The 25792-nt window shown below is 43.7% G+C and carries 19 protein-coding genes; 14 read left to right on the top strand and 5 right to left on the bottom strand.

Going from position 1 to position 25792, the window contains the following annotated elements:
• Nucleotides 1-7: 7 nt before the first annotated feature.
• Entirely contained in the window at nt 8-1579 is a 1572-nt protein-coding gene (locus tag KHM83_RS09305; protein WP_213236736.1) for a carboxypeptidase-like regulatory domain-containing protein, read from the bottom strand.
• 364 nt (nt 1580-1943) lie between these two features.
• Here KHM83_RS09305 and KHM83_RS09300 point away from each other — a divergent pair, with 364 nt between their 5' ends.
• The 3 genes from KHM83_RS09300 (at nt 1944) to KHM83_RS09290 (ending at nt 6643) form a co-directional block, all read left to right on the top strand.
• Nucleotides 1944-2753 (top strand): EFR1 family ferrodoxin, encoded by an 810-nt coding sequence (locus KHM83_RS09300; RefSeq protein ID WP_213236735.1) that lies wholly within the window; start codon nt 1944-1946, stop codon nt 2751-2753.
• A 388-nt stretch (nt 2754-3141) separates the two neighbouring features.
• Nucleotides 3142-4419, top strand: a complete 1278-nt coding sequence (locus KHM83_RS09295; RefSeq protein ID WP_213236734.1) for an O-acetylhomoserine aminocarboxypropyltransferase/cysteine synthase family protein — start codon at nt 3142-3144, stop codon at nt 4417-4419.
• Nucleotides 4420-4741: 322 nt separating this feature from the next.
• Nucleotides 4742-6643 carry an NAD(+) synthase gene (locus KHM83_RS09290; protein ID WP_213236733.1) on the top strand — a complete coding sequence of 634 codons (1902 nt, stop codon included), beginning with the start codon at nt 4742-4744 and terminating at the stop codon, nt 6641-6643.
• 231 nt (nt 6644-6874) lie between these two features.
• Here KHM83_RS09290 and KHM83_RS09285 read toward each other — a convergent pair whose 3' ends face one another.
• The 3 genes from KHM83_RS09285 to KHM83_RS09275 all read right to left on the bottom strand — a co-directional run bounded on the left by KHM83_RS09285 (nt 6875) and on the right by KHM83_RS09275 (nt 8991).
• Nucleotides 6875-7468: a TetR/AcrR family transcriptional regulator gene (locus tag KHM83_RS09285; RefSeq protein ID WP_213236732.1), complete on the bottom strand. Its 594-nt coding sequence runs from the start codon at nt 7466-7468 to the stop codon at nt 6875-6877.
• Between the two features lie 39 nt (nt 7469-7507).
• Nucleotides 7508-8209, bottom strand: coding sequence for an MBL fold metallo-hydrolase (locus KHM83_RS09280; protein WP_213236731.1), 702 nt, complete (start codon nt 8207-8209; stop codon nt 7508-7510).
• A gap of 287 nt (nt 8210-8496) precedes the next feature.
• Nucleotides 8497-8991: a C-GCAxxG-C-C family protein gene (locus KHM83_RS09275; RefSeq protein ID WP_343213138.1), complete on the bottom strand. Its 495-nt coding sequence runs from the start codon at nt 8989-8991 to the stop codon at nt 8497-8499.
• A gap of 291 nt (nt 8992-9282) precedes the next feature.
• On the opposite strand from KHM83_RS09275, the gene KHM83_RS09270 reads away from it, so the two are divergent.
• The 7 genes from KHM83_RS09270 to KHM83_RS09240 all read left to right on the top strand — a co-directional run bounded on the left by KHM83_RS09270 (nt 9283) and on the right by KHM83_RS09240 (nt 16547).
• Complete coding sequence (locus tag KHM83_RS09270) at nt 9283-9969, top strand: response regulator transcription factor (protein WP_213236729.1); 687 nt, start codon at nt 9283-9285, stop codon at nt 9967-9969.
• On the top strand, nt 9956-10945 hold the full coding sequence (locus tag KHM83_RS09265) for a sensor histidine kinase (protein WP_213236728.1): 990 nt from the start codon (nt 9956-9958) through the stop codon (nt 10943-10945). Before KHM83_RS09270 ends, KHM83_RS09265 begins: the two co-directional genes overlap by 14 nt.
• 110 nt (nt 10946-11055) lie before the next feature.
• The gene (locus KHM83_RS09260) at nt 11056-11739 is read left to right on the top strand and encodes an ABC transporter ATP-binding protein (protein WP_213236727.1); all 684 of its coding nucleotides are present in this window, start codon (nt 11056-11058) and stop codon (nt 11737-11739) included.
• Nucleotides 11736-14321 (top strand): ABC transporter permease, encoded by a 2586-nt coding sequence (locus tag KHM83_RS09255; protein ID WP_213236726.1) that lies wholly within the window; start codon nt 11736-11738, stop codon nt 14319-14321. The genes KHM83_RS09260 and KHM83_RS09255 overlap by 4 nt, the downstream gene beginning before the upstream one ends.
• A 212-nt stretch (nt 14322-14533) precedes the next feature.
• Nucleotides 14534-15328: an enoyl-CoA hydratase/isomerase family protein gene (locus tag KHM83_RS09250; protein WP_213236725.1), complete on the top strand. Its 795-nt coding sequence runs from the start codon at nt 14534-14536 to the stop codon at nt 15326-15328.
• Nucleotides 15329-15475: 147 nt separating this feature from the next.
• Complete coding sequence (locus KHM83_RS09245) at nt 15476-15910, top strand: MarR family winged helix-turn-helix transcriptional regulator (RefSeq protein WP_213236724.1); 435 nt, start codon at nt 15476-15478, stop codon at nt 15908-15910.
• Between the two features lie 82 nt (nt 15911-15992).
• Nucleotides 15993-16547, top strand: a complete 555-nt coding sequence (locus KHM83_RS09240) for a DUF4256 domain-containing protein (RefSeq protein ID WP_213236723.1) — start codon at nt 15993-15995, stop codon at nt 16545-16547.
• A 149-nt stretch (nt 16548-16696) separates the two neighbouring features.
• Here the strand turns inward: KHM83_RS09240 and KHM83_RS09235 are convergent, their stop codons facing one another.
• The gene (locus KHM83_RS09235; RefSeq protein WP_213236722.1) at nt 16697-20158 is read right to left on the bottom strand and encodes a choice-of-anchor I family protein; all 3462 of its coding nucleotides are present in this window, start codon (nt 20156-20158) and stop codon (nt 16697-16699) included.
• Between the two features lie 331 nt (nt 20159-20489).
• Here KHM83_RS09235 and KHM83_RS09230 point away from each other — a divergent pair, with 331 nt between their 5' ends.
• From KHM83_RS09230 to sufB, 4 genes are all read left to right on the top strand, one after another.
• The gene (locus KHM83_RS09230) at nt 20490-21230 is read left to right on the top strand and encodes a metal-dependent transcriptional regulator (RefSeq protein ID WP_213236721.1); all 741 of its coding nucleotides are present in this window, start codon (nt 20490-20492) and stop codon (nt 21228-21230) included.
• A gap of 62 nt (nt 21231-21292) precedes the next feature.
• Nucleotides 21293-22102: a zinc transporter ZupT gene (gene zupT, locus KHM83_RS09225; protein WP_213236720.1), complete on the top strand. Its 810-nt coding sequence runs from the start codon at nt 21293-21295 to the stop codon at nt 22100-22102.
• A gap of 1400 nt (nt 22103-23502) precedes the next feature.
• Nucleotides 23503-24249, top strand: a complete 747-nt coding sequence (sufC, locus tag KHM83_RS09220) for a Fe-S cluster assembly ATPase SufC (protein ID WP_213236719.1) — start codon at nt 23503-23505, stop codon at nt 24247-24249.
• Between the two features lie 11 nt (nt 24250-24260).
• Nucleotides 24261-25664: a Fe-S cluster assembly protein SufB gene (gene sufB / locus KHM83_RS09215; RefSeq protein WP_213236718.1), complete on the top strand. Its 1404-nt coding sequence runs from the start codon at nt 24261-24263 to the stop codon at nt 25662-25664.
• Nucleotides 25665-25792 lie beyond the last annotated feature (128 nt).

Genomic DNA, 25792 nt, shown 5'->3' with positions numbered 1-25792 from the left:
ATTACTACTATTCGGCAGCTTCATCCGTTTTCAGCAGGTAGATAGACTGAGGCGAACGGTAGCCGACAGCAATATACTGTAGTTGCGATTCAACTGTTTCAAGTGTTTCAGATCCAGGCTGTTCCGGCGTGATGGTTTCAGAAGAACAGCTGAACGCGTAAAGTCCGCTTTGAAGTGTTAAGGCAAACGTACCTGAGGCATCAGTTGTGACACTGCCCAGTGTCAGTCCGTTTTGACTGTATTGTATTGTCGTATTCGGCAGTGGCGCCAGTGATGCATCATAGAGGTGCCCTCTGACAGTGATAACAGGGAGGGAAACAGCCTGAGCATTATTTGATGCTTGGTTGTCTGCGATGCTATCTTCGGTATCTTGTATCGGCGGCAGTGCCGTCGGGGTGGATGTTGTCGGCGTATTCACCGTGTTTCCTTGAGCTGGAATAACACCTTCAATATAGGCCATGCCGGCATTTTCAGAGTAATCGCTGTAAAGCCAAGAAGCATTTTCAGCGTTCATAATCGTATAGGTACCTGGGTAAAGGACTGCATTCGGCTTGACGAACAGCACGGTATAACCTGCAGCATCAATAGATTCAGCATCAAAGGATTCCCCAAGTACAGCGGGCCATGGTCCATAAACGTTGCCTGACGCGTCTTTTAAATGGATGGTGCTGTCGGCATTCGGTATTGTACCGAGCTGATGCATGACTTCAAGATAATCGAGGATCAGTGTCTCTTGAACGGTGAATGAGGTAGCTTTGGTAGGTGCCGGCTTCATTTTATAAAAGTCTTCATTGTCAAAGAGCATCTCGCGTTTGCCTTCAACGGCGGGCGAATCAATGACGGCGGCATCATCAGTTGTGTCTTTCGGATAACTGTACCAGTTTGCACTTGCCGGTATTTCAGATAAAATGCCATTTTGATCATAAGCCGTTTGTTTAGGCTGTTCAAAAGAGGTATTGCTGTTTTTGAGCGTTATGTAGTGAAGGATTTCTTCGGCAGTGATGTTTGGGTTGCAGACGCCTTTGTTCATTTCAGTTTTGATCTCATAAGTGCCGACATACTTTTCAGCGTAGATTTGTTTCATTTCTGCATCGTAAGCTGCGCGCTCTGTGAACATGTTTTTACTGAGGTACATAGGTTCTACAGTAATCGGTTCGCTGACGGCAACAGGCATTAAATCATAGCCGTATTGATCGAATAAGGCAATCACATATTGCTTTTGTTCAGTTGACTTAATCGTTTCAAAATAAGGTGTTGTACCAAGATTAGCAATCATGATCTTTGCCTTATAGGCGGATTCCCAGCCGGCCTGATACCATTCGGCGTCCGGTGAGTATTCAAATAAGCCTACCCATGCTTGAGCGGCGGTCGGTGCGTTCTCAACGGTAAACTCAATCATTTGCCACATCTTAACATCGTTTGCAACAACGGTTACCTTGGGAATCACGACAGCGGGAATTGCCGTCGGTACTGCAACTGTTTGTGCCGTCGGGACGGACTGGTTTACATCGGCAAAAGCCGAAGACATGGTTCCAGCTATAAAGCATAAGGCAAGTAGCAGCATATGTATTTTTTTCATGTTGCGTTTCCTTCCTCTCTCTAAAGTGTCTTGTTAAATAAAAACGTTTTATCGGACTAAAGACTCAATTTAATTATACCATTTCCTTAACTGAGCAATCTATGCTTATTTGTCAAACTGTTTCAGTTATTTGTATTTGTCAGATTATTTTTAGATTGTATTCAGCTAATTGGCAGATTGTTTTCAGCAGTTTTGAAGCAGCTCTAACCTGCGGTTTATTTAGAAAGGCTTCTGTATTTCAAATACCTTTACGGAATTTTAATACATTTTTAATTAAAAAGGAGTTCCGATTTGTTAAGCTGTAGTCAGGTAAAAACAGATCAAAGACGTTTGATGTAGAATCGTCTATTTCGGGGAGGCAGTGTTGCACACTTTATATTATTTTTCGGGAACCGGCAATTCTATGCATGCAGCCATAGAACTTGCAAAGCGAACCAATGGTAAAGCAAAGCCATTACTCAGCGTAAAGGATACAAGTCTCAGCGGTGAAGTGGGGCTGATTTTTCCCGTTTATATGAACGGCTTGCCAAAACCGGTTGAAGCCTTTATCAGACAGGCCGATTTTTCAAAAGTGACCTATTTATATGCCGTGACAACGCATGGCGGCGTTCCGGGAAAACCGGAGCACTATTTAAAACATCTTTTAGAAAAGTATCATCAGATAGCCTTAGATGACTATCATGCCATTGAAATGATTAACAATACACCAAAAGGAGTGGCGCCTAAATTTCTAATGCATTTGGACTGGGAAACGGAAATTACGGCAGAAAAGCGTCATGAAATGCTGGCGCGTGAAATGGCGGCAATAGATACGATTGCAGAGGCAGTGAATCATCGCAGCATTGGTTTTAAAGAAGCGCTTGTCATGGGAATCAATAAGATTTCATGGGCTGGCAAGCTGATGTGGCATATTGATTCATCACCAAAACTCATATTTGAGGTAGATGATACCTGTACGGGATGCGGGATTTGTGAAGAAGTTTGTCTTTCAAACCGCATTAAGCTTTTAGATTATCCTATGTGGGCAGACATGGCATGCTATTATTGTTATGCCTGTTTTAATTTTTGTCCTCAGCAGGCGATCTACGTTAAACATTATAAAAAGAAAATGGGGCGTTACCATCATCCTAGTATGGCACAGGAAGCAATTGCCAGCCAGAAGCTATTGGATTGACGGTGAAACGCATTAACGCACGATAGCAATAGATAGAGCGATGGGCATATGACGATGACCTATGGCGCAGATGATCGGAATTGTTTTTCGGCAAGAGGTGGTTGTACATCGTAAAAAGATAAGGTTATGATACATTTTTTTCATATAGAAAATATGTGTATTATGTAGATGAATTTCTGAGAATTCCCGAGAATATCAATAGGATTTTGATAAATCGTTTGAATGTTTCTAAAATCTTGTTACAATAAGTAATAATAATGAATGTCCAAAAGTGCCCAGTGATGTTTGCGGCGCGGGTTATATTGCCCGGAAGCCTTGGACACAGAGACCGATTATTTTCGGGTCGCACGTTTTAGCATAATATTGACGAGAATTCGGAGGAAAGAGCATGAAAAGTAAAATTGAGACGAAGTGCATTCACGAAGGGTGGAAGCCTGAAAAGGGCGCTGCCAGACAATTGCCGATTTACCAAAGTACGACTTTCAAATACGACACCAGTGATGAAATGGGCAAACTGTTTGATTTGGAAGCAGAGGGCTATTTCTATACCAGACTTCAAAATCCAACCAACGATGCTGTAGCCGCGAAGATTTGTGCACTTGAAGGCGGTGCTGCGGCGATGCTCACATCGTCTGGACAGGCTGCTAATTTTTACGCGCTCTTCAACATTTGTGAGGCGGGAGATCATTTTATCGCTTCTTCTGCGATCTATGGCGGTACGTTTAACCTCTTCGGCGTAACCATGAAAAAGATGGGGATCGAATGCACATTTGTCGATCAAGATTTACCGGAAGAAGAGCTGGCAAAATACTTTAAACCAAACACCAAAGCTGTTTTCGGCGAGACGATTACCAATCCCACCGTTTCTGTTTTTGATTTTGAAAAATTTGCAAGACTGGCGCATTCGCATGGTGTACCACTGATTGTTGACAATACGTTTGCGACGCCAATCAACTGCCGTCCTTTCGAATGGGGTGCCGATATCGTAACGCATTCGACGACAAAATACATGGATGGGCACGGCGTCGGCGTCGGCGGCTGCATTGTGGACAGCGGCAATTTTGACTGGATGGCACAGGCTGAAAAGTTCCCGGGATTAACGACGCCGGATGATTCTTACCATGGCATTATTTATGCAGAGCGATTTGGCAAAGGTGCGTATATTACCAAGGCGACTGCTCAGCTTATGCGTGATTTTGGTGCGATCCAATCGCCGCAGAATGCCTTTTACCTCAATGTCGGTCTGGAAACACTACACCTCAGAATGAGACAGCACTGTGAAAATGCACTGGCAGTAGCCAAGTTCCTAGAAGGTAACGATGATGTTGCTTGGGTTAATTATCCTGACTTAGAGAGCAATCCTTACAATGCGCTGGCAAAGAAATATTTGCCGAAAGGATCCTGCGGCGTACTTTCCTTTGGGATCAAGGGCGGTAGAGAGCGTTCCATTCAGTTTATGGATAAGCTGAAACTGGCTTCTATTGTCACACATGTTGCAGACAGTAAAACCTGCCTGCTGCATCCTGCAAGCCATACACATCGTCAGCTTACAGATGAACAGCTGAGAGCTGCCGGTATTGCGCCGGATTTGATTCGGCTTTCTGTCGGGATTGAAAATGCAGAGGACATTATTGATGACCTCAAACAGGCGTTAGCACAAGTATAGTGAAAAATCAAAGCAGCAAATAGCTGCTAGAATAAATCAAACGCTCTGCGTTGGATTATGCGGTCAAATGCATCATAAGGTTAAACGGTTTATTTTGTTAAACGGGTTGACTCAATTGAAGCGGACTGTGCGTCTGATGAAGGGCGTTTTATTTCAGGTGTGGCATGTGCTGTAAAATAGATTTGTCACACAAATTGGGTGGTTGTTTTCGAACAAATCCCTAAAAATGCACATTTGCAGATACAAGTCTGAGCGACAATGTGGTAAGATAGAAAAATAGAAAGTGTTTGACTTAACGACAAATATAAAATGGGTGTATAGAATGGATAATCAATTAGGATTTGTAAAAGTCGCGACGGGATCTTTTGAGGTCATTGTTGGCAACCCGGAAGCCAACGTGGACGAAATGATTAGAGTGATGCAAGATGCTGTGGCGCAGAAAGTTGAAATTCTGGTATTTCCTGAATTATCACTAACGGGGTATACTTGTGGTGATTTATTTTTGCAGTCGTATCTGCATCAATCGGCAGACAATGCACTGGCACGTTTGCTGGAAGCCTTTGAAGCACAGGCTAATCAAATGATTATAGTGATCGGCATGCCAGTGAAACAACGCGGCATGCTCTTTAACGCGGCGGCAATGATTCAAGGTGATAAAATATTGGGACTTGTGCCAAAGTCATTTTTGCCAAATTACGGTGAGTACTATGAAAAAAGATGGTTTAGTCCGGCATCGGCACGCATCGAAGATAGGGTAGCCGTGTGTGGACAAGAAGTGCCTTTTACGCCAAATCTTATTGTGGAAACGCCGAATGGCATCCGACTGGGCTGCGAAATCTGTGAAGACCTTTGGGTTAACAACCCGCCAAGTGCGCTTCATACGGTCTATGGTGCCAATATTATTGTCAATCCTTCGGCATCAAATGAAGTGGCGACGAAAAGTCATTATCGCAGAGATTTGGTCAGAATGCAATCGGGACGTTGCATTTGTGCTTATATCTATGCTTCTTCCGGTCTAGGCGAGAGTACGACAGACCTCGTGTTCAGCGGTCACAATCTCATTGCATACAATGGCAGTATCGCCAATGAAGGCAGAGAAAATGACAGCGTCATGGCATCGGTAGTGGATATTGAAAAACTAGACAGTGATCGGCTGCGGTTCAACAGCTTTGTCGAAAATTTTAGAGCAGACCGCGATAGGCGGCAAAGTTACCAATACGTTTCGGCAAAGGCGACAACCGATCAGGGCCCGTTGCCGGATTTGGTTAACCCATTTCCCTTTATCCCTGAAGGCGCCGAAAAGGAAGAACGCTGCAAGGAAATACTGCATTTGCAGTCACGCGGGTTGTCACAGCGTCTTAAGAAGACGGGGATTCAAAAGAGTGTGATCGGCATTTCTGGTGGTCTTGACAGTACACTGGCATTGCTGGTCGCTGCGGATGCACATCAAATGGCAGGGCTGCCTATTGAAAACATTGTTGCAATAACAATGCCGGGTTATGGTACTTCTGAGCGGACGAAATCAAATTCAGATCAATTGATGGCGATCATGGGTGTCACGTCAAAGACCATTGATATTAAACCGGCTTGTGAACAGCATTTTAAAGATATTGGACATTCATCTGACTGCTATGATGTGACATTTGAAAATGTTCAGGCGCGTGAACGGACGCAAATTCTAATGGACGTTGCCAATCAGCAGGGCGCATTGGTCATTGGAACGGGTGATCTCTCAGAAGTAGCCCTTGGCTGGAGTACTTACAATGGCGATCACATGTCGATGTACGCCGTTAATTCAGGTGTGCCAAAGACATTGGTCAAATACCTCGTCTCAACCTATGCAGATATGCATCCTGAGTTGAAAGAAGTGCTCGATTCCATTTGCAATACGACAATTAGCCCTGAGTTGATCCCTTTTGAGCATGGTGAGGAGATTCAATCGACAGAAAAGACGATTGGCAAATATGATTTGCATGACTTTTTCCTCTATCATTTTGTGCGGAACAGTTATCAGAAAGAGAAAATAAGGGCACTCGCTTATATTGCTTTTAATGAAGTGGATCATTCTGAGATTGACGAGACACTTGATACCTTCTTCTGGCGGTTTTTTACACAGCAATTCAAAAGGTCATGTATTCCCGATGGGCCAAAAGTGGGGACGGTTTCACTGTCGCCTCGAGGGGACTGGCGCATGCCGTCGGATGTGAAGTATCCGGTGCCATGACGTTATCAGATCACCAAGTGATTTGGCTGCGTGCAAGTAAAGACCTCGAACCAATCTGAATTGACATAGACTGGCTAGCTAACGCTTAAGATATATAATAAGGGCTGTGCTAATATCCTCTCCCATTAGGTGGGTTATAGGATGATGGCACAGCCTTTTAAGGTGGTGGTATAAGTTGTGTTGCGTCATTGATACAATGATAAATGGTAGGTCGTATTAAAAATAAGAATACTAGTGATTGTTTTCGAGTTTCCTCGACTGGCAGTTGCTTTCGAGCCCTTTGATGTAAAGGTCAAGGATGTATTGAAAGCTTTCGGACTTCGATACGGCCATGCGAAAGCCGCCTTCGAGTTCAATGGCGGCAAAACCATACAGTAAACTTCTCAGGCCTCTGACGCAATGGATGCGGTCGCTTTCAGATTCTGCATAATGAGCCATGAGTTGGGTCAGCATTGATGTGAGCTTTTGATTGAGTGCGGCATATGCTGGCTCGGATTCATTGGGTACACGTGTCATTGACTGATAGAGGCTGGTACGTTCTTTGACAAATTGCATATAGGCGTCGGACACAGCATATATCGCTTCGCTGCCGGACTTGCCAAAGGCAGAAGTCGTCATTGCATCGTAAAATGCTGTCATGGCATAATGCCCCATTTGCTGTCGTAAGGCATCGAGACCGCTAATGTGATTGTAGAGAGAAGGCGGCTTGATCTTTAAAACTTTGGCAACGTCTGCAAGTGTAAGGGCATTATAACCTTTGACATCAATGATTTCGATTGAGGCAGCGATAATTTTTTCAATAGACAGTTTTTCTTGACGGGGCATAGGAACTCCTTTGTATGATGATCAAGAGATGGCGACACATTATCGTGCTGTTTTACTGCGATTAATGGCTTGGGTTAAGGGGACTGTTGGATTATGAATCATGTCGCCATGACCACAGCCGATAACCTCTGGCGATAATGCCAAAATAAGTTCTGCACTTTTGACGGCGAGCGGCTTCGACCAAGTTGCCAATGCGGGAAATGGGAATGTCCAGTTGATCGTTCCGGCAACAGCTAGGCCGCCGCGGCTTTGCAAAGCATCGCCAACGAGAAGTATGCCGGCGGCTTCAACATAATACGCCATTTGGCCGGGAGTATGCCCGGGGATACTGATGCAGCAGATGCCTTCTATGTGATCACCATCTTCAAGTGTGATGTCATAACTAATTTTATGTTTTGGTATACCACCTTTGATCGGTTGTTGGGGCTCGTGGGTTTCAACGGAAAAATCACCGTCAAATAGACGGCTTTCTCTTTTGGAGACGTAGAACGCGGCGTTTGGCAGTGCTTTTTTTAATGCTTCTAAACCGCCAATATGATCGCCGTGACAATGGGTGATAAGGATATGGCGAATAGGTTTTGCCAACTGGTCGGCAAAATTAAGAATGCCTGTGACCATTGCCTGAATGCCTGTATCAACTAGAATTAAATGATCGTCATACTCGACGATATAAACATTGATGGGAAATAGATTTGGCCAATAGGTCAGTTGATAAACGTTTTGATGGGATCTTATTCTCATTGGGAAACCTCCTTTGGCATGGGATTGATAGATACATAAAGGACACTGCAAATTTACAATACAAAAACTAATTATAATAGTATTTTAACTAATATGATTAGTTTTGTCAAATTTGTGATTTTGTTGGATGAGGAAATGGCATCATTACCTTATATAATGTTATGAATAACTGAGCAAAAAGAAAACCGAATACGATAAACCTTTTAAAGGTTAACCGCTATTCGGTTCATAGCATGGCGTATTACTTATTTTGTTTGATAAGAGATTCTTGGTTTTAAAACGCTGTTTTATCCTTGGTTATGGTCATTATATGGTGCCATAGCATATTTTTGTGTAATGCCGGCACAATGGCCAATGATTTGCATACAGTTTTTCTTGCGGGCTTTGCCTTCATAGTCGCCAAGCGGCGCCGTCAGTTCTTTACAAATCAATGTACCGTAGATTTCGTCGATTTCATTAATCATGTCGGCAAAGGGGTCGTAATGCGATTTGATTTCGACAACGCGTTCTCTCAATGTTTCTTTGGCAAAGGGATTGCGACGGCCTTTCACAGCGCTAAGTGCCAATACGGCTCCTGTGATGGCGCCGCATGTATTTTTCGTTTCGCCGATTCCGCCCCCAAATCCGGTTGCCAGACAAATGACTTCTTGCGGCAGATTCACGTCATTAAGATCCATAATTGTTTGCAGTAGACATTCTGTACAGTTAAGCCCCTGTTTAAAATAATTTCTCGCTTTCTCTTCAGCCTCGGCGATCAAAGCTGCCTTCTGTTCTTCTGACACGTTGCCCTCCTCGTGTATGCGCAATCTGTGCGCGTTTTCAATAATAATCTCACTATAGGGGTTTGACTATCTTTTGTCAAGCAACTGCATCGACTAATTGACTGAATAGAAATTCTGTATAAACGGATTCAAATGACACAGCTTGTATAATGCAATCTGACGCAATACAATAGAGTTATATGCGGCGTGATGGCAATAAACATCCAAAAGTGTTCAAAGCATATAAATGAATCGTATACAAACTAAAAAGCATGTCAATACAGCATGTAAAAATAGAGAAGGTGATCTATCGTGGAACAGATATTGCTCGTTGAGGATGATCGGGGAATCGCCAAAAATCTCATACGTCTCCTTAAAGCGGAAGGCTTTGCAGTCAAACATGTTTCGACAAAGGCTGAAGCGGTTGCGGCAATCGACATGAGTCGATTTGACCTAGCATTGGTCGACGTTGCACTTCCTGATGGGAATGGATTTGCTGTCTGCACAGAAATTAAAACTGCTGGAGATATTCCTGTCATCTTTTTGACGGCATCTGGGGATGAAGCAAGTGTTGTGACGGGCCTAAACATGGGGGCGGATGATTATATCATTAAACCTTTTCGGCCGCGCGAGCTGATTGCTCGCATTAAGGCGGCACTGAGGAAACGAGGTCGTTCACCGGCAGTTATTGAAGTTTGCGGACTTTCTGTGGATACGACAAGCGGTGTTGTTAAAAAAAACGGTGCCGAAGTGTTGCTTTCAGCTTTAGAGTATCGATTGCTGCTGGTGTTTATTAATAATCAAAAAGTAATTATAACAAGACATAAGCTGCTTGATGAATTGTGGGACGCAGTAGGTGAGTTCGTCAATGACAATACACTGACTGTCTATATCAAACGGCTTCGGGAGAAAATTGAAGATGAACCGGCAAAACCACAGATTATTCTAACGGTTCGTGGGATGGGGTACCGATTGGGGGAAGCGCATGTTTCGGAATAGAGAAATCCGCCAGTTTGCCGTTTTATTTTTCATAATAGCCGTTAGTGCAGTGAGCATGGGTTTTGCCGTCAGTATGACAGCCGGCATGCTTGCCGTCGTCTATACCGTTGTCTTTGGGGTGTTTTTTTTTGTATTTACAAAAGCGCGTTACAAAAAGATTGCACAAATTGCCGATCAAATTGATCTCGTGCTGCACAACGAAAACCGTCTTTATATTGATGAGACAGATGAAGGGGAACTTTCCATTCTTCAAAGTGAGATCAGGAAGATGACACTGCGAATACGTGAACAAAATGAAGCGTTAAGAGGCGAAAAGACATATCTTGCAGATTCGCTGGCAGATATTGCACACCAGCTTCGCACGCCACTTACCGCTGTAAGCCTCATCTTGTCATTGCTCGAGGATAATCCTGATGAAAATGAACGTAAAAAACTGGTGCGTGAAATAAAGACATTGTTCATACAGATGAACTGGCTACTTGATTTTCTACTGAAAATTTCCAGATTGGATGCAGACATTGTGACGCTGAAAAACGAGTCAATTAGGGTTAGAGCATTGATGGATTCGGCACTTCAGCCCTTTCTAATAGCAATGGAAATCCATGGTATCGTCTTAAAGATGGATGTGCCGGAAACAGCAAATGTCAATGGGGATTTTGGATGGCTGTCGGAAGCCGTTCAGAATATATTGAAAAATTGTATTGAAAGTGCAGGTGATCAGGGTCATATTGAAATCACTTGTATAGATAATCCCCTGTTTCTTGAATTAACGATACACGACAGCGGATGCGGCTTTGACAATGATGATTTGCCCAATCTATTTGACCGATTTTATCGCGGGAAAAAAGCTAATGCTTCCGGCTATGGCATCGGACTGGCGCTGTCAAAATTGGTAATAACAAAACACGGTGGTATGATCACTGCGAAAAATCATTTTCAGGGCGGCGCTGTATTTGTCATACGCTTTACAAAGTGACGAATCTGTCATCTTAAAGTCACCGAGATGTAAGTCGAAAATTCTATGATAAGAAGTGAGGGAAATTCATAATTTCCTTAAACAACAATTTGAGAAAGGAAACTTACAGAATGGCATTTTTAAGAACAGAAGGCTTATGCAAAGTATATGGTAAAGGTGAAAATCGGGTTGCCGCACTTGACCACGTCTCGATAGCGATCGAAAAGGGGTCTTTTACAGCTATTGTTGGTTCATCGGGTTCAGGCAAATCAACATTGCTTCATATGATTGCCGGTGTGGATGTACCATCGAGCGGCAATGTGTATTTGGAAGAACAGGACGTGTATGCACAGAATAATGAGAAACTGGCTATTTTTCGCAGGCGACAGGTTGGACTGATTTATCAGTTTCACAATCTTATTCCGACGTTGAATGTCGTTGAAAATATAACGCTGCCAATTCTTATGGATCGAAGAAAGGTCAACGAAGAGCGATTAAAAGAACTTCTTGATATGCTGGGTCTTCAAGATCGCAGAACACATTTACCCAATCAGCTCTCCGGTGGACAGCAGCAGCGCGTTTCGATAGGACGGGCGCTGATGAATGCGCCGGCAGTGATGCTTGCGGATGAACCTACAGGAAGTTTGGACAGTCGAAACGGGCATGAAATTATTAAATTACTAAAAGAGAGCAATAAAAAGTACAATCAAACCCTCATTATTGTTACACATGATGAAGAGATTGCTTTGCAGGCAGACCGTATTATCGGTATATCTGATGGGAGCGTCGTACGTGACGAGAGGGTACGCCCATGAATGTTTTTAATAAAGTGGCTTTGCAGGGAATGAAAAAGAGCCGAACACGAACGATTGTAACGATTGTTGGCGTTGTACTGTCTGCTGCGATGATGACAGCAGTTATTACTTTTGGTGTTTCATTGCTGCATTATATGACAGATGGTGCGACACAGAAATACGGCGATTGGCATGTTGCATTTCTGGATGCGGACGCTGTCTTATTAAACGAAGTTATCAATAATGATGCAATGGCAGATACGGCAGCATTTACGAATATAGGCTATGCGACGTTTCAAAATGACGAAGAGGACATTAGCCCCTATTTTTTTATTGCAGGTTTCGAGGATAAAGCTTTTGATAAGCTGCCGGTCAGACTGCTTTCAGGCAGGCGGCCTGAAAACAGCAATGAAGTAATCATTTCCGGGCGCGCCCTTAAAGCCGGGGGCATTTCATATGCGTTAGGAGATACGCTTTCCCTCGCGGTTGGGCAGCGCACGAACGGTTCTGAAGAACTTGGTCAATATGATTCTTATATGGCCGGGAATGAGACCTTGAATGTAGAGGTGCAAAAGACTTATACAGTCGTTGGCATTTGCCAAACACCTGTTTTTGAAACTGAAAATGCAGCGGGATATACGTTAATAACAGCTGTAGACGATGCGGTAATGACAGATGATTTCAGTTTATTTGTCACACTTCGTAAGCCGAGGTCAGTCTATGCGTTTACAGACAGCATGACAGAGGGACATGCTGTCATCTATAACAACAATGTTCTTAGATTTATGGGACGATCCAGAGATCCGGGTGATAAACTGTTTGTATCACTGCTGGTTTCTATCGGTATGATTGTCATTGCAATCATCATGATTGGTTCAATTTTTTTAATCTACAATTCGTTTGATATTTCTCTAAACGAGCGTATGCAGCAGTTTGGTATCTTTGCCTCTGTAGGGGCTACGGCGAAGCAGCTTCGCGGCTCAGTTCTCTTCGAAGGCCTCTGCATCGGTGCTGTTGGTATTCCGATTGGCATAGCGGTTGGTCTTGGCAGTATCGGCCTTGTCATAGCGGCTGTGACGCATAATTTCAGCAATATACTTTACAGTGAGGTTCCGCTGACACTTCACATTTCTGCAATCGCAGTGGCGACTGCGGCTGCAGTCAGTTTGGCAACAATCCTAATTTCAGCTTATTTGCCGGCGAGAAAAGCAGCCGGCACACCTGTGATGACCTGTATACGCCAGACAAATGAAGTAAAGGTGGCGCCTAATGATGTAAAGACATCAAAATGGATGCAAAGGCTTTGTGGTCTTGAAGGGACACTGGCTCTGAAAAACTTTAAGCGAAATAGGAAGCGGTATCACAGCATTGTATTGTCACTGGTGCTGAGTATTGTGCTCTTTATATCGACGAGTGCTTTTGTCATTGATCTTCAGCAAGCCACTGCACTGGCAAAAGCCGTAACGAGTTACGATGTTGGTTTAGGTGTACAGAACATGGCAGGGAAGGAAATGCTCCTGCTATACGATAAACTTAAAACGACTGAAGGCGTCACAGACAGTTCGTATCAGGTGGTTATGCAGCAAATGTGTACAGTTCAAAGCAGCATGCTGTCAGATGCTTTCTGGGAGACTCAAGAATGCGGCTTGGCAGGTGAAACAGTGCCGTTATCCGTTAAAATTCAATGTCTTGATGAAGCTGCCTACCTGAAAATCATTCAAGACTTGGGACTGCCTGAGGCAGCGTATACTGGTGAAGATGCAAAATGGATTGCCGTTGCTAAAATGCAGACTGACAGCGATTCGGCAGAAACTGCGGGTCAGCTAAAAGATCTGTTCGCCGAGACATCAATAGAGATAGTGATGCAGTCGGAAACGAATGATGCATCCAAGACGGCGTATGTAAAAAACGCAAAGATAACCTGTGTCGATATGACGCCGCCGGATATGCCGCCAACTGCAAGGCCTTTCGAATCACAGCCGTACTTTTTTCAGATTATTGTGCCATATGCTAGTGCAGCATCATTTGCTTTGCCAGATACAATTATCGTGAAAGGCTTAACCTTTCAGTCGGAAAATCCGTCGCTATCGATGTCGGAAATAGAAAAGATGCTGCAACATATGGGAACAGTAGATTCGTATATAATTGTGAACACATCTGAGATGCTGGAGGAGAGCCGAAACTATATTTTTATTGCCAATGTATTTGCGTACACGTTTATTGTTATGATTTCTCTCATTGCTGTGGCTAATGTTTTTAATACCATTGCAACCAATATTAAATTGCGGCGGCGAGAATTTGCCATGCTGCGGTCAGTTGGCATGTCTGATCGCGATTTTAATCGTATGATGCGTTATGAATGCGTTTTTTATGGTTTGAATGCATTGCTTGTAGGTCTCCCGTTGGCTGTACTCATTGCTTGGCTTATCTATAAGGGCATGTTTATAGGCGGTGCGGACGGAATTGTGTTTGTGTGGCCTTGGACGAGCATAGGCATTAGTATTATCAGTGTTCTGCTTGTTATTTTTACCACGATGACGTATGCTGTCAGCAAGATAAAAAAGGAAAATATAATAGATGCGCTGCGGGATGATATGATGTAATTTAATAAGATTTAATAGGATAGCATTTTGAGAATGGAGGCGTATCGCATCAATTTGACAAGCTGCTTTTAGCTGTTTATACTTGTAGGCGAGATACTTGCATACGTACAAAATGTTGCAGACAAAGAATCAGCCATCAAAAGAATACGGCAATCGCAAAGCAGCAACGACAAAGGACATGCGCTAAGGGCGCATGAAAGGGAGGCGTCATCATGAATCACTCGGAATATCAACATATTGTTTTAGAAGTGCGCAATCGCATTGCATGGGTAACACTTAATCGACCAAATGATGCAAATGCATTTGATTTGGCATTGTCAAAGGAACTGCTCTATGCATTGCTTGACTGTGATGCGTCAGAAGAAGTGTTGGCGGTTATTATCACAGGGAATGGCAAGATGTTTTCGGCAGGTGGTGATTTAAAGGCTTTTATGGGCAGTGAACAAGGTGCTTCTTACTGTTTAAAAGAAGTGACGGTCTATTTACACAGCGCCATTGCCAAAATGGTTCGTATGGCAAAACCGGTCATTATCGCCGTAAACGGTGTTGCAGCAGGTGCCGGGATGAGTTTGGCATGTGCGGGTGACTTTATCATTGCATCGGAAAAAGCGAAGTTTACCATGGCCTATACCAAGGCGGGATTGACGCCGGATGCAGCGTCAACGTATTTTCTGCCGCGAATTGTCGGCATGAATCGCGCAATTGAACTGGCGACGACGAATCGCGTGTTGACAGCACAAGAAGCGCTGGAATGGGGAATTGCGTATCAAGTGGTACCGGCAGATCAGTTGATGGAAAAGGCAGAAGCGTTGGCAGCTGCTCTGACAAGCGGTTCTGTACAGGCATTTGGTGCTGTTAAAAAGCTGATGCACATTGGCTGGACGTCAACGTTGGAAACGCAGATGGAAAATGAAGCGGCCATGATTGCAAACATCTCCACAACGGCAGATGGTCAAGAAGGCATGCAGGCGTTTTTGGAAAAGCGCAGTCCGGTGTTTAACCGATAAAAGAACATTGCTAAGCCGCATTGTGAAAAGAACGGTGCGACAGTGACGCAGTCCGATGGATCAGATGTTAAAGTATAGCGAAAATAGGCGTCAAGGCGTTTCGCCATTCAGTTAATGATGACGAAAAAGAAAGTGTGGGAATATTAGATGAATGAAAGTGATTGCATATTTTTTCAGCTCGCGAAAATGAATCAGAAGAGTTCGCAGTTCTGGGGAAAACAAATTGCCAATTTGGGAATTACAGCTATTCAAGGAATGGTGCTCAGTTTTCTCTATGAAGCGGATGGGATAACAGCGGTTGAGTTAGGGAGCAAAGCAGTTTTGGACAGTTCCACGATGACGGGCATTATTGACAGACTTGAGTCTTCCGGATTGATTGAAAGACATGCTAATCCAAATGATCGCCGATCGATTCTCATCTACTTGACACCTAGTGGCATTACAGCAGCAGAAGCTGTCAGAGAGCGCATGGAATCAGCCAATACCGCCTTTCTATCGGTTCTTGATTCGCATGAAATTGAAGTGCTGAAACAACTCATTTCAAAAATCAGAGGAATTTCGGAAGCTTCTGGCGCTAAATAATTGCTTAACACGTGTCAGATCGCGTATGAATAATAATGTGACAATTGTGTCGATTGATAAAGCGTATGGAAAAGAGGTTGTGATGACAATTTTATCGAAGGAAGAACAGCGCTTATTTTTTGAACAATTAGAAGCGCGTTTTAATGAGCACGTGTCGAGACATCCGTCGATTCAATGGGAAGAGGTTGCTGTGAAACTAGAATCAGACACTGGTAAACTGTGGTCGCTCTATCAGATGGAGACAACGGGCGGTGAACCGGATGTCGTCGGCATCGATGAGATTACAGGTGGGATTGTCTTTTTTGACTGCTCGGCAGAATCGCCAACGAAACGTCGGCATCTTTGCTATGATCAGGCGGCATTGGAAGCTCGAAAAGCCAATAAGCCAAAGGGCAGTGCCATTGAGATGGCAAATGAAATGGGCATCACCATGCTGACAGAGATTCAGTATCGCATGCTGCAAACACTGGGAACATTTGATCTTAAAACATCTTCATGGGTTAAAACCCCTGATCGCATTCGAGTGCTGGGCGGTGCGATCTTTTGTGATCGCCGTTATGATACGGTATTTACATATCACAATGGCGCAGATTCATACTATGCTGCGAGAGGGTTTAGGGGAATGCTGGTTATTTGAAATGAAAATCATATAAAAGAAAAACATATGAGAGAAAGGCCATCTTTTTCGCTTATTAGCGATAGAAGATGGCCTTTATTAAAGTGTATAAACCAATTGATTTTAGATCTGTTTTGATGTTCGACGCTGCTTAGGGTCAGTTCGACAGATTATTCTGCTGGAAGCGTCAACGTTTGTCCAATCGCAATCATATCCGGGTTAGAGAGCAGCGTCTTGTTAAGGTTGAATATTTCCATGTAGCGATCGCCGTCACCTAGGGAAGATGAAGCGATTTTCCAGAGGCTGTCACCGCTGACGACTGTATAGACGCGCATGCCGCTTGCGGCTGTCGGCATAGCAGCTTCGGTTTGTACAGGTGCCGCCGCTGCGATAATATTGATACGCCCAGCAGGCTGACCGTATTTTGCTTCTGTTACCACGCCGCCAAGGATTTCAGTTGTATAGTTGACGAGTGCATCTTCCAAAGCAACATAGGTATTGAACGTTTCACAGTTTTTAAAGAGATAATAAGTGTCGCCGCCGCTTGCTGTAAAGTTGTTGGTTGCGACGGTATACGTTTTGTTGAGATCCAGTGCTTTTCCGGCAACTTTGACATTGGTAACACGCGTGCCGGGCTTAGCCGGTGCAAAGTAGGTCGAGTCTGGATACTGTGCACCCTTGGCATAAGGGATGGCGGTGTTAAGGGTGAATTCAATGCCTGCAACGTGCGGGAATGCGCCGAGGGATTCCGGTGTGCTGAATGTCGCGGCTTCAATGAGTTCCAAGAGCTGAGCCCCTGTCACTTTTACAGTGGCGATCGTATTGCCGAATGGGAATACTGTCTTCATATCTTTCATGGTAATATCACCGATTTCAATTGTTGCGCGGATACCACCGCCGTTGGTGATTGCTGCGTCCACAGTTCCTGCGCCGACAGCCTCATTGGCAGCCCATAAAATAGCATCTGCGGCAAAGTCACCGAGGTTTGTTTCCTGTGTTCGAACGCCCGGTGCACGATTGCCGTCGAGCAATACTTCGCTGACAGCAAATTTTGCTGCAAGCTGTGCATCGATTTCATCGGATTTTGCGTTTATAACGGCATTGATGGCAGGATCGACGCTACTGTAATCTTCTGCTGATACGAGCGTTGACATGATGCTAGTGCCGTCAAGCATGTCGACGCCGACGTATTCGAGACGCGTTCCCGCAGATGTGAGTACGGATTGGCTGACGAGATCACCTTCGATAACGCTGTGGCTGTGGCCGTCGATGAGCAAATTGATTCCCTTAACATTTTGAAGGACATCTGTTGATGTATTAGGCTCACTGCCGGTATCTGTACCGAGGTGCGCGACACAGATGATCGTGCTACATCCTGCTGCTTTTAGCGCATCAACTTGGGCTTGTGCAATGGCGTACATTGCTTTCCCCTCAGGGAATGAAAGTGAAGCGACGTTGTCTGGATTGGCTTTCGTCAATGTTTCCGGCGTCGTGAGACCAAAGACGCCAACTTTGCCAATGACCGTGTCAAAAATGACATGTGCATCAAAGACGGGTTCGCCGGTTGTTTTGTCTAATATATTGGCAGAGACAAACGGGAAGTCTGCACTGGCTTTGAGTTTGAGTAAATTGTCGTAATCGTAGTCGAATTCATGATTTCCTGGAACCATTAGATCGTATTGCGCGAGGTTCATAAAATCAATCGCCGTTGCACCTTTGCTAAGGTTCACAAGCGGATCACCCTGTGTTGCATCGCCCGCTGAGATGAGCAATACTTCAGCGCCTGCTGCTCTATAGTCTTCTGCAAGTTTTGCCACACCTGCGGTACCGATTGAAACGCCTTTAACGGCAACGTCGCCGCCGTGGGTATCATTGGTATGAAGAATGACGAGCTTGCCGGTAAGATCACCCGGATAAGCGGTTATTTCATAGATGGGCATTGTCCCCGTTACTTCACAGCCGGTGATGAGTAAAGCAGTACCGGTGACGCTTTGTGAAGCAGGGATGAAGTGAATGCCTTCCGGTCCTGAATCGCCGCCAATGCCGTCTTCTGCATCAAAATCACGAGAGTTGATATAATTCACATAGCTGCTGTTTGACGGTGTCGTAATATCATAAGCCATAATGCCGCCAATGCGTTCGAGGACGACAAATGCATACGTATGACCATTGATTTGACCAATGGTGACGTTTTCAGGTTCAGGTCCTTTTTTAGTCGAACGGTCATTGAGCTTCAGTTTGCTGTTGGAAGTATTAAACCATTCAGGATACAGTTTTGCAGTGATGTCTTCAAAGTCGCTGCCGCTGTCATAGACGGGAACGAGGCTGTTGGCCGTCACTTCAAAAATGGTCATTGAACGGCCGCCAAACATGACATCTGCGCCGCTTGGGAGACCATCAACCATTTCTGGATCAATGACGACGACTTTTTTTATTTCGTAGTCGTCTTCTTTTGAAAGGGTTATTTTTGTTTCATTTGAATAATATGACGTGTCATCACTGTTGGGATCTCCGGCATCTTCATGGTCTTCTGGGAATTCAGTTGAAGACCATTCTCTGCCGTCGCCCTCATTTGCAGTGATCAGGTATGTCTTGCCGCCTGTTTCATAGAGGCTGAGACCGTCAGGCATATAGGCGCCGTAAAGATCTTCATAACTGCGGGCACTGCCATCCAAATAGATTGCATTGCCTTCTGCGCCGTAATCTTTGAACCCGAGGGGCATGACTTTCGTTAGTGTGGCAGAAGGAATGTCCAATACGCCAATGGCGTTGTTTTCTTGAAGGGTGATATAAGCTGTTTTCCCATCGCCACTAATGACCATGTATTCGGGTTCTAAATCAACAGAAGGCGTTTGGCCTTTTGTCATGAGAACACCTGATGCTGCTAACGCAGCTCTTTGACTATCGAAAGCAGTAAAATCAGCAATGGTAACGGTGCCTGACGCAAGGTTGATGACAGAGATGCTTCCCTTAGGATCGATGACGTTGACACCAGCTGAATTGGTGCCGTAACCCATGCGCGGTTCACCTTCGTCCGCGGAAAGCACTGTTGCATCATCGGCAAAGATAACCATATCCGGTTGTACACCAACGGCATAATATGCAGGGGTTCCTAAAGTATCATCACTGCTGTCAATTGGAAAAACAGCGACGAGTCCCGTGTCATTATAGCCTGCCGCTTGAATGGCAACAGCCAGCTTGGTATGATCGGGTGAAATGTCAATGCTGGTAATATCACCATATTTGAAGCCGCTGACGGCTGCTTCTGCGGCAGCAGCGAGGTCGATTTGATAGCCGTCGGCGCTAAGATCATTGAATCGATCTGTACTCAAAGCATTCATTGGCACGGCGATGAGCACGCTGTTAATACCGTCAATCGCATAGGCTGTATGATTGGCTGGGTTGTAAGTGACGATTTCCAGACCGCCTTCGGGGTCATTGACATCAACATCATAACGTGCACTTAAATTCATTTCGATGCGACCGGGTACATCGGTCACATAACCAGTCGTCATTTCATCTGCCGAAACTGGTATCGCACACATGACGAGGGTCAAAAGTGACAGCAAAATGAGATTTAATGCCAGTTTTGCCTTGGAAATGTGCACTGTTGCAGGTTTTCCATTTACCATAATATCCTCCCAATTACAATTTGTTATGCGTGTCATTTTATCACAGTACATTTAGCGTCATTCGCAAGAGCAGGTTAAATCTGTGTGAAGATCGTGTATGGTGCTTTTTAACAATACATTTTGGGCGATCGACAAATAAAAAGGACACGATTGTACGTATTGACATACAATGGCGAAAAGCATATAATATTATCGAACAACTTTTTATGGTTAACCTTAAGAATTGACGGACGATTATAAAAAATGGCGATTGGTGTAATCGGTGAAATGACTTTTAAGGAACCACTAAGGAAGCATATAATGATTAATAGGGATTAAGAAGGAATATTTCATGTCTAAGAGGCAAGTGATTAAAGAAAAGCCTATTATTAAAGGAAAACAAGTAACGAGTAGAGGCGAAGAAGATTATATCAAAGCAATCTATAAACTCAGCGATGAAGCAGAGGGCGAGAGGGTAACCAATCATCAGTTGGCCGTTTATTTTGCGCATACCGCCCAAACCGTAAATGAAATGGTCCGAAAGCTTGAAAAGAAGGAAATGTTGGTTTACCAGCCTTATAAAGGCTCTGTATTAACGACACTTGGCATGGAGGAAGCGGTAAGACTTATCCGTGCACACCGCATATGGGAAACATTTCTGACAGATAAACTAGGCTATGCTTGGGAAGAGGTTCATGAAGAAGCCGAAATGCTGGAACATCTCACCTCTACAAAATTGGCAGATAAACTGTATGCATTCTTGGGAGCGCCAGAAGTGTGTCCCCATGGCAATTATATTCCGGCACTGAGTGACTTGAAACGTGATGATCTAGACACTTGCGGGCGCTTAAAGCTTTCTAAAGCGAAGAAAGGCAAACAGTATTGTCTTAAAAGTGTTGTTGACGATAAGGCTTTATTAGTTTATTTAAACAGCTTGAATATTTACATTGATCTGTGCTTCAAGATCATTGAAAGAGATTTGGTGAGTGATATCGTGACATTGACGTATGATGGGCGGAATACGCCGCTCAGTGGCGCGGTTGCCCAAAAGTTGTTTGTATGTGAGGTGTACGACGCGGAAGATAACGCATAAGCGCCTTCCCAATAGAAATAAAATAGTATCGGCAAAATATGAATAGAAAAGGAGTTGTTGCAATGGATTTCAATGCGGTTATTTTTGCGTTTTCATTAACCCTCTTAGCGGGGTTATCTACTGGGATCGGCAGTGCGCTTTCACTGCTGACCAATCGAACGAATACGAAATTTTTATCTGTGGCACTTGGTTTTTCTGCAGGTGTAATGATTTATGTCTCTTTTGTTGAGATCTTTTCAAAGGCGCAAGCGGCACTGACGTCAGCTTTGGGTGTGCGCTTGGGAACTTGGGCCACTGTTGGCGGTTTTTTCTTTGGGATCCTGATCATTGCCGTTATCGACAAGTTGATTCCCGATGTCGAAAATCCACATGAAGTGCACACGGTTGAAGAAATGGATGGTAAAAGTGAAGAGCATCAATCTAATTTGATGCGTATGGGGTTGTTTACAGCTTTGGCAATTGGCATTCATAATTTCCCGGAAGGACTTGCCACGTTTACAGCGGCATTAAGCGACCCGTCGCTGGGGATTCCCATCGCCTTTGCAATTGCCATTCACAATATCCCAGAGGGGATTGCCGTAGCCGTTCCGATCTTCTATGCGACCGGCGATCGCCGCAAGGCATTTCGTCTGTCATTTCTGTCGGGGTTATCAGAGCCGATTGGTGCACTGGTTGGTTATGTATTGCTCTACAAGTTTTTCAACGATGCGGTCTTTGGTTTTATCTTTGCATCTGTAGCAGGGATTATGGTTTACATAAGCTTAGATGAACTGCTGCCGTCTGCAAGAGAATACGGCGAACATCATTTGTCGATGTATGGCCTTATTGCTGGAATGGTGGTTATGGCGCTGAGCTTGTTGCTCTTTATCTAACATTGCATAACCAGTTAAAGAAGAAAAGCTTGATTTTAAGTTGGATTTGAAGTTGACGCATCAAAAATGATTAAGAAATATATATATTTATCTGATAAAAACAAAGAAAATCACGTTCGGTTTAGATTTTTATTTTCTGACCAAACGTGATTTTTTATTTTTTGTTTTAACTTATATTAGTTGGCCATTATTTCAGTGGCCTCCTTTTGTACTGACTTTTCTTTCATTCTTAAAGAACTAGTATTAAGTTGGTTTTGTGTAAGTTATAATAGCTAAAGATCATAATGGTTGCGTTTGTGAAGTATTATTGATGAAACGAAAGTAATTAATCCTGTTAGAAAACCAACCTGTAATTTATGATCTCCGATTTTATATAAGAAATTCCAAAAATAACTCAGTGGTCGAATGCTAAAAAGAAGACTAAATGCAAACCATAATACGATTAAGAGCAATATTACCTGTATGCGTATCATAACATTCTTTATTATTTTATTTCTCATTTAATCCTACCTTAATATTCTATCAATATTCTTCAACAATATAATGCGGTGTTGCATAATACAATGTATTCAATTTGTAATTTGAACTTGGGCCAGTATAAATTCCTGTGTGGCCTTGATATTTTAAAATTTTAGGTAAATAGGTTGATAAAATGCTTATTTCTAGTAAAACATCCAATGTCATATAGTAATTATATGGCATCACACCGACTGCAAACATGGCTGCCAATGACGACAAAACAGCAGAAACTATTGATGAAACCTCAATCTTCTCATTTACCCAAATTACCAACGACTATTTATAAAATAATAAGTGTCTATTATGATATATATTGTTAAATTTATGACTGCGAATTTTACAGCTATCATTTAGGTGTTTATCTTAAAACGTTTCACTTTAAACCATCCTCACTATGTCATTCTATAAAGATTACTTTTTTTACTACAATAACACATATTTCCATTTTGTAAAACAGAATTAATGTTGTTTGCTGCTCTATCATTAAACTAATGTTAGAGGAATCCTTTTGGTATGAGAAAAAACCATCACTGTTTATTTTAAACAGTGCGTTTTTTCTTTGACAAGCAAAATGATGTCGATTTTATCAGGCAGTACGATGCGATAGCATTGACTGGCTAAAGGGATTTTAGGACGTTGACGACGTGATCAAAGTGTGTTAACATAATTACGAAAACAATTCCGACTAAATTACTAAGGTATAAACGATAGATAGCTGTAAAACCATTGCGATTACCTGCTTGACGAGCTGTTTTAAATGCGGGTGCTAAGGCGGTGTGTGATGTTGCAGCTGACAGCAGCAGTGACTAAAGCAATAGGAATTGTACCAATAGAGAACTTGTTCATAGAAAATTAACAGAAGAGCGAAAGCGAGGCAGATGATGTGTGAAAGCATTTTAAAGGTTAGCGGTCTTCGTGCAACAGTAGGAGATCAAGAAATATTAAAGGGCGTTAATTTAGAAATCAATCCGGGGGAAGTGCATGTGATTATGGGGCCGAATGGCGCCGGAAAATCGACGCTGGCAAATGTACTCATGGGACATCCGGCGTATGAAGTCACTGGAGGAGAAGCCCTCTTTATGAACAAAGGTTTACTGTCGATGAAAGTAGATGAGCGCGCGCGAGCGGGTCTTTTTTTATCTTTTCAGTACCCTCAAGAAGTATCTGGTGTGACTGTGGAAAATTTTCTGCGAACGGCGAAAAAAGAGGTTTCGGGCATTATGCCCATGATGGGGCGATTTAATGCGACGGTCAAGTCGGAAATGCAATCGCTGGAAATGGATGAAAAATATCTGGCGCGTTATTTGAATGAAGGTTTTTCAGGCGGTGAGAAGAAAAAGAGCGAAATTTTGCAAATGGCTGTCTTAGCGCCCAAACTCGCTATCTTGGATGAGACGGATTCAGGGCTTGATGTCGATGCAATCCGCGTTGTCTATGAAAAAGTTCAGGCGCTGGCAAATGCCGATAACGCGATTCTCGTCATTACTCATTACAATAAAATTTTAGATTATATTAAACCGGATTTCGTACACGTTCTCGTCGACGGCAAGATCGTCAAAGAAGGCGATCTCGGTCTCGCAAACACGATACAGTCATCGGGCTACGAAGCGTTTCGGGCTTCCGTGTAAAGGAGGCGGCCATGGCACAAAAAACATATATTGCAGATATCGAACGTGGTATTTATGACGTCATTAATCCAGAACACCATCGTTTTGTGACGGACAAGGGATTGTCGGAAACTGTGATTCGCGAAATATCAAGAGAAAAGGGAGAACCATCGTGGATGTTGGACTTTAGACTTGCATCCCTTGAAATTTATAAGTCAATGCCAGTTCCCGCTTGGGGGGCTGATCTTGAAGATCTCGATATTGAAAATATCGTTCACTATGTCAAACCTGATACGGACATGAAGCACGACTGGGCTGATGTCCCCGATGACATCAAGGCGACTTTTGATCGGCTTGGCATTCCGGAAGCTGAAAAGAGAAGCCTTGCAGGCGTTGGCGCCCAGTACGATTCGGAAGTTGTTTACCATTCGATACGAGAAGACTTGCTTGAGCAGGGGGTTGTTTATACGGACATCGAAACGGCGCTGCGAACACATGAATCTATTGTGCGAGAACATTTTATGAAATTGATTACCAATCGTGATCATAAATTTTCTGCACTGCATGGCGCGGTATGGTCAGGCGGTTCCTTTGTTTACGTACCGGAAGGTGTAACAGTAGACTTTCCGCTGCAATCCTATTTTCGACTCAATGCCAAGGGGGCTGGTCAGTTTGAACATACGCTGATAATTTTGGAAAAGGGCGCGAATCTTCACTTTATTGAAGGCTGCTCCGCACCGAAATACAGTGTCAATAATCTGCACGCCGGGGCAGTGGAACTATTTGTCGCAGAGGATGCGACGCTGCGCTATTCCACTATTGAAAACTGGTCGCGCAATATGTACAATCTCAATACCAAACGGGCAACAGTGGGACGCAACGGTAAGATCGAATGGGTTTCGGGTTCGTTTGGATCGCGCGTTTCCATGCTTTATCCCATGAGTATTTTGCGCGGTGAGGGCGCATCCTGTGAATTTACAGGCATCACATTTGCTTCGACGGGACAATACCTCGATACGGGCACAAAAGTCGTGCACGCGGCGCCGAATACTCATTCCGTGGTTAATTCTAAATCCATTTCCAAAGATGGCGGGCACGCATTTTATCGCAGCTTACTTCGCATCGCCAAGAACGCCGTCAACAGCAAAGCGGTTGCCAATTGTGAATCGCTGATGCTCGACAATCGATCGAAATCCGATACACTGCCGATCATCGAAGCGCATACGGACAGTGTAGACATTGGACATGAGGCGAAAATTGGACGAATTAGTGATGAAACCATTTTTTATTTAATGAGCAGGGGAATCAGTGAGGCAGAGGCTAAGGCGATGATTGTCAGAGGTTTTGTCGAGCCGATTACCAAAACACTGCCGCTGGAGTATGCTGTAGAGCTAAATCGGCTCATTGAACTGGAATTGGAAGGAACGATCGGTTAATGGGAGAGGAGACCAGCTATGAAAAGTCAAGACTAAAATAACCGGAAATTCACTTTAATCAGTAGGTCTAAAAAAGGGCAACTTTAATAAGACTCCCTAAAAGGCAGTTTTCAAAATCTATCGATATT

Origin of the sequence: Fusibacter paucivorans, assembly GCF_018390735.1 — a bacterium.
GTDB classification, from domain to species: domain Bacteria; phylum Bacillota; class Clostridia; order Peptostreptococcales; family Acidaminobacteraceae; genus Fusibacter; species Fusibacter paucivorans.
This window is presented reverse-complemented; position numbering and strand designations above follow the sequence as displayed.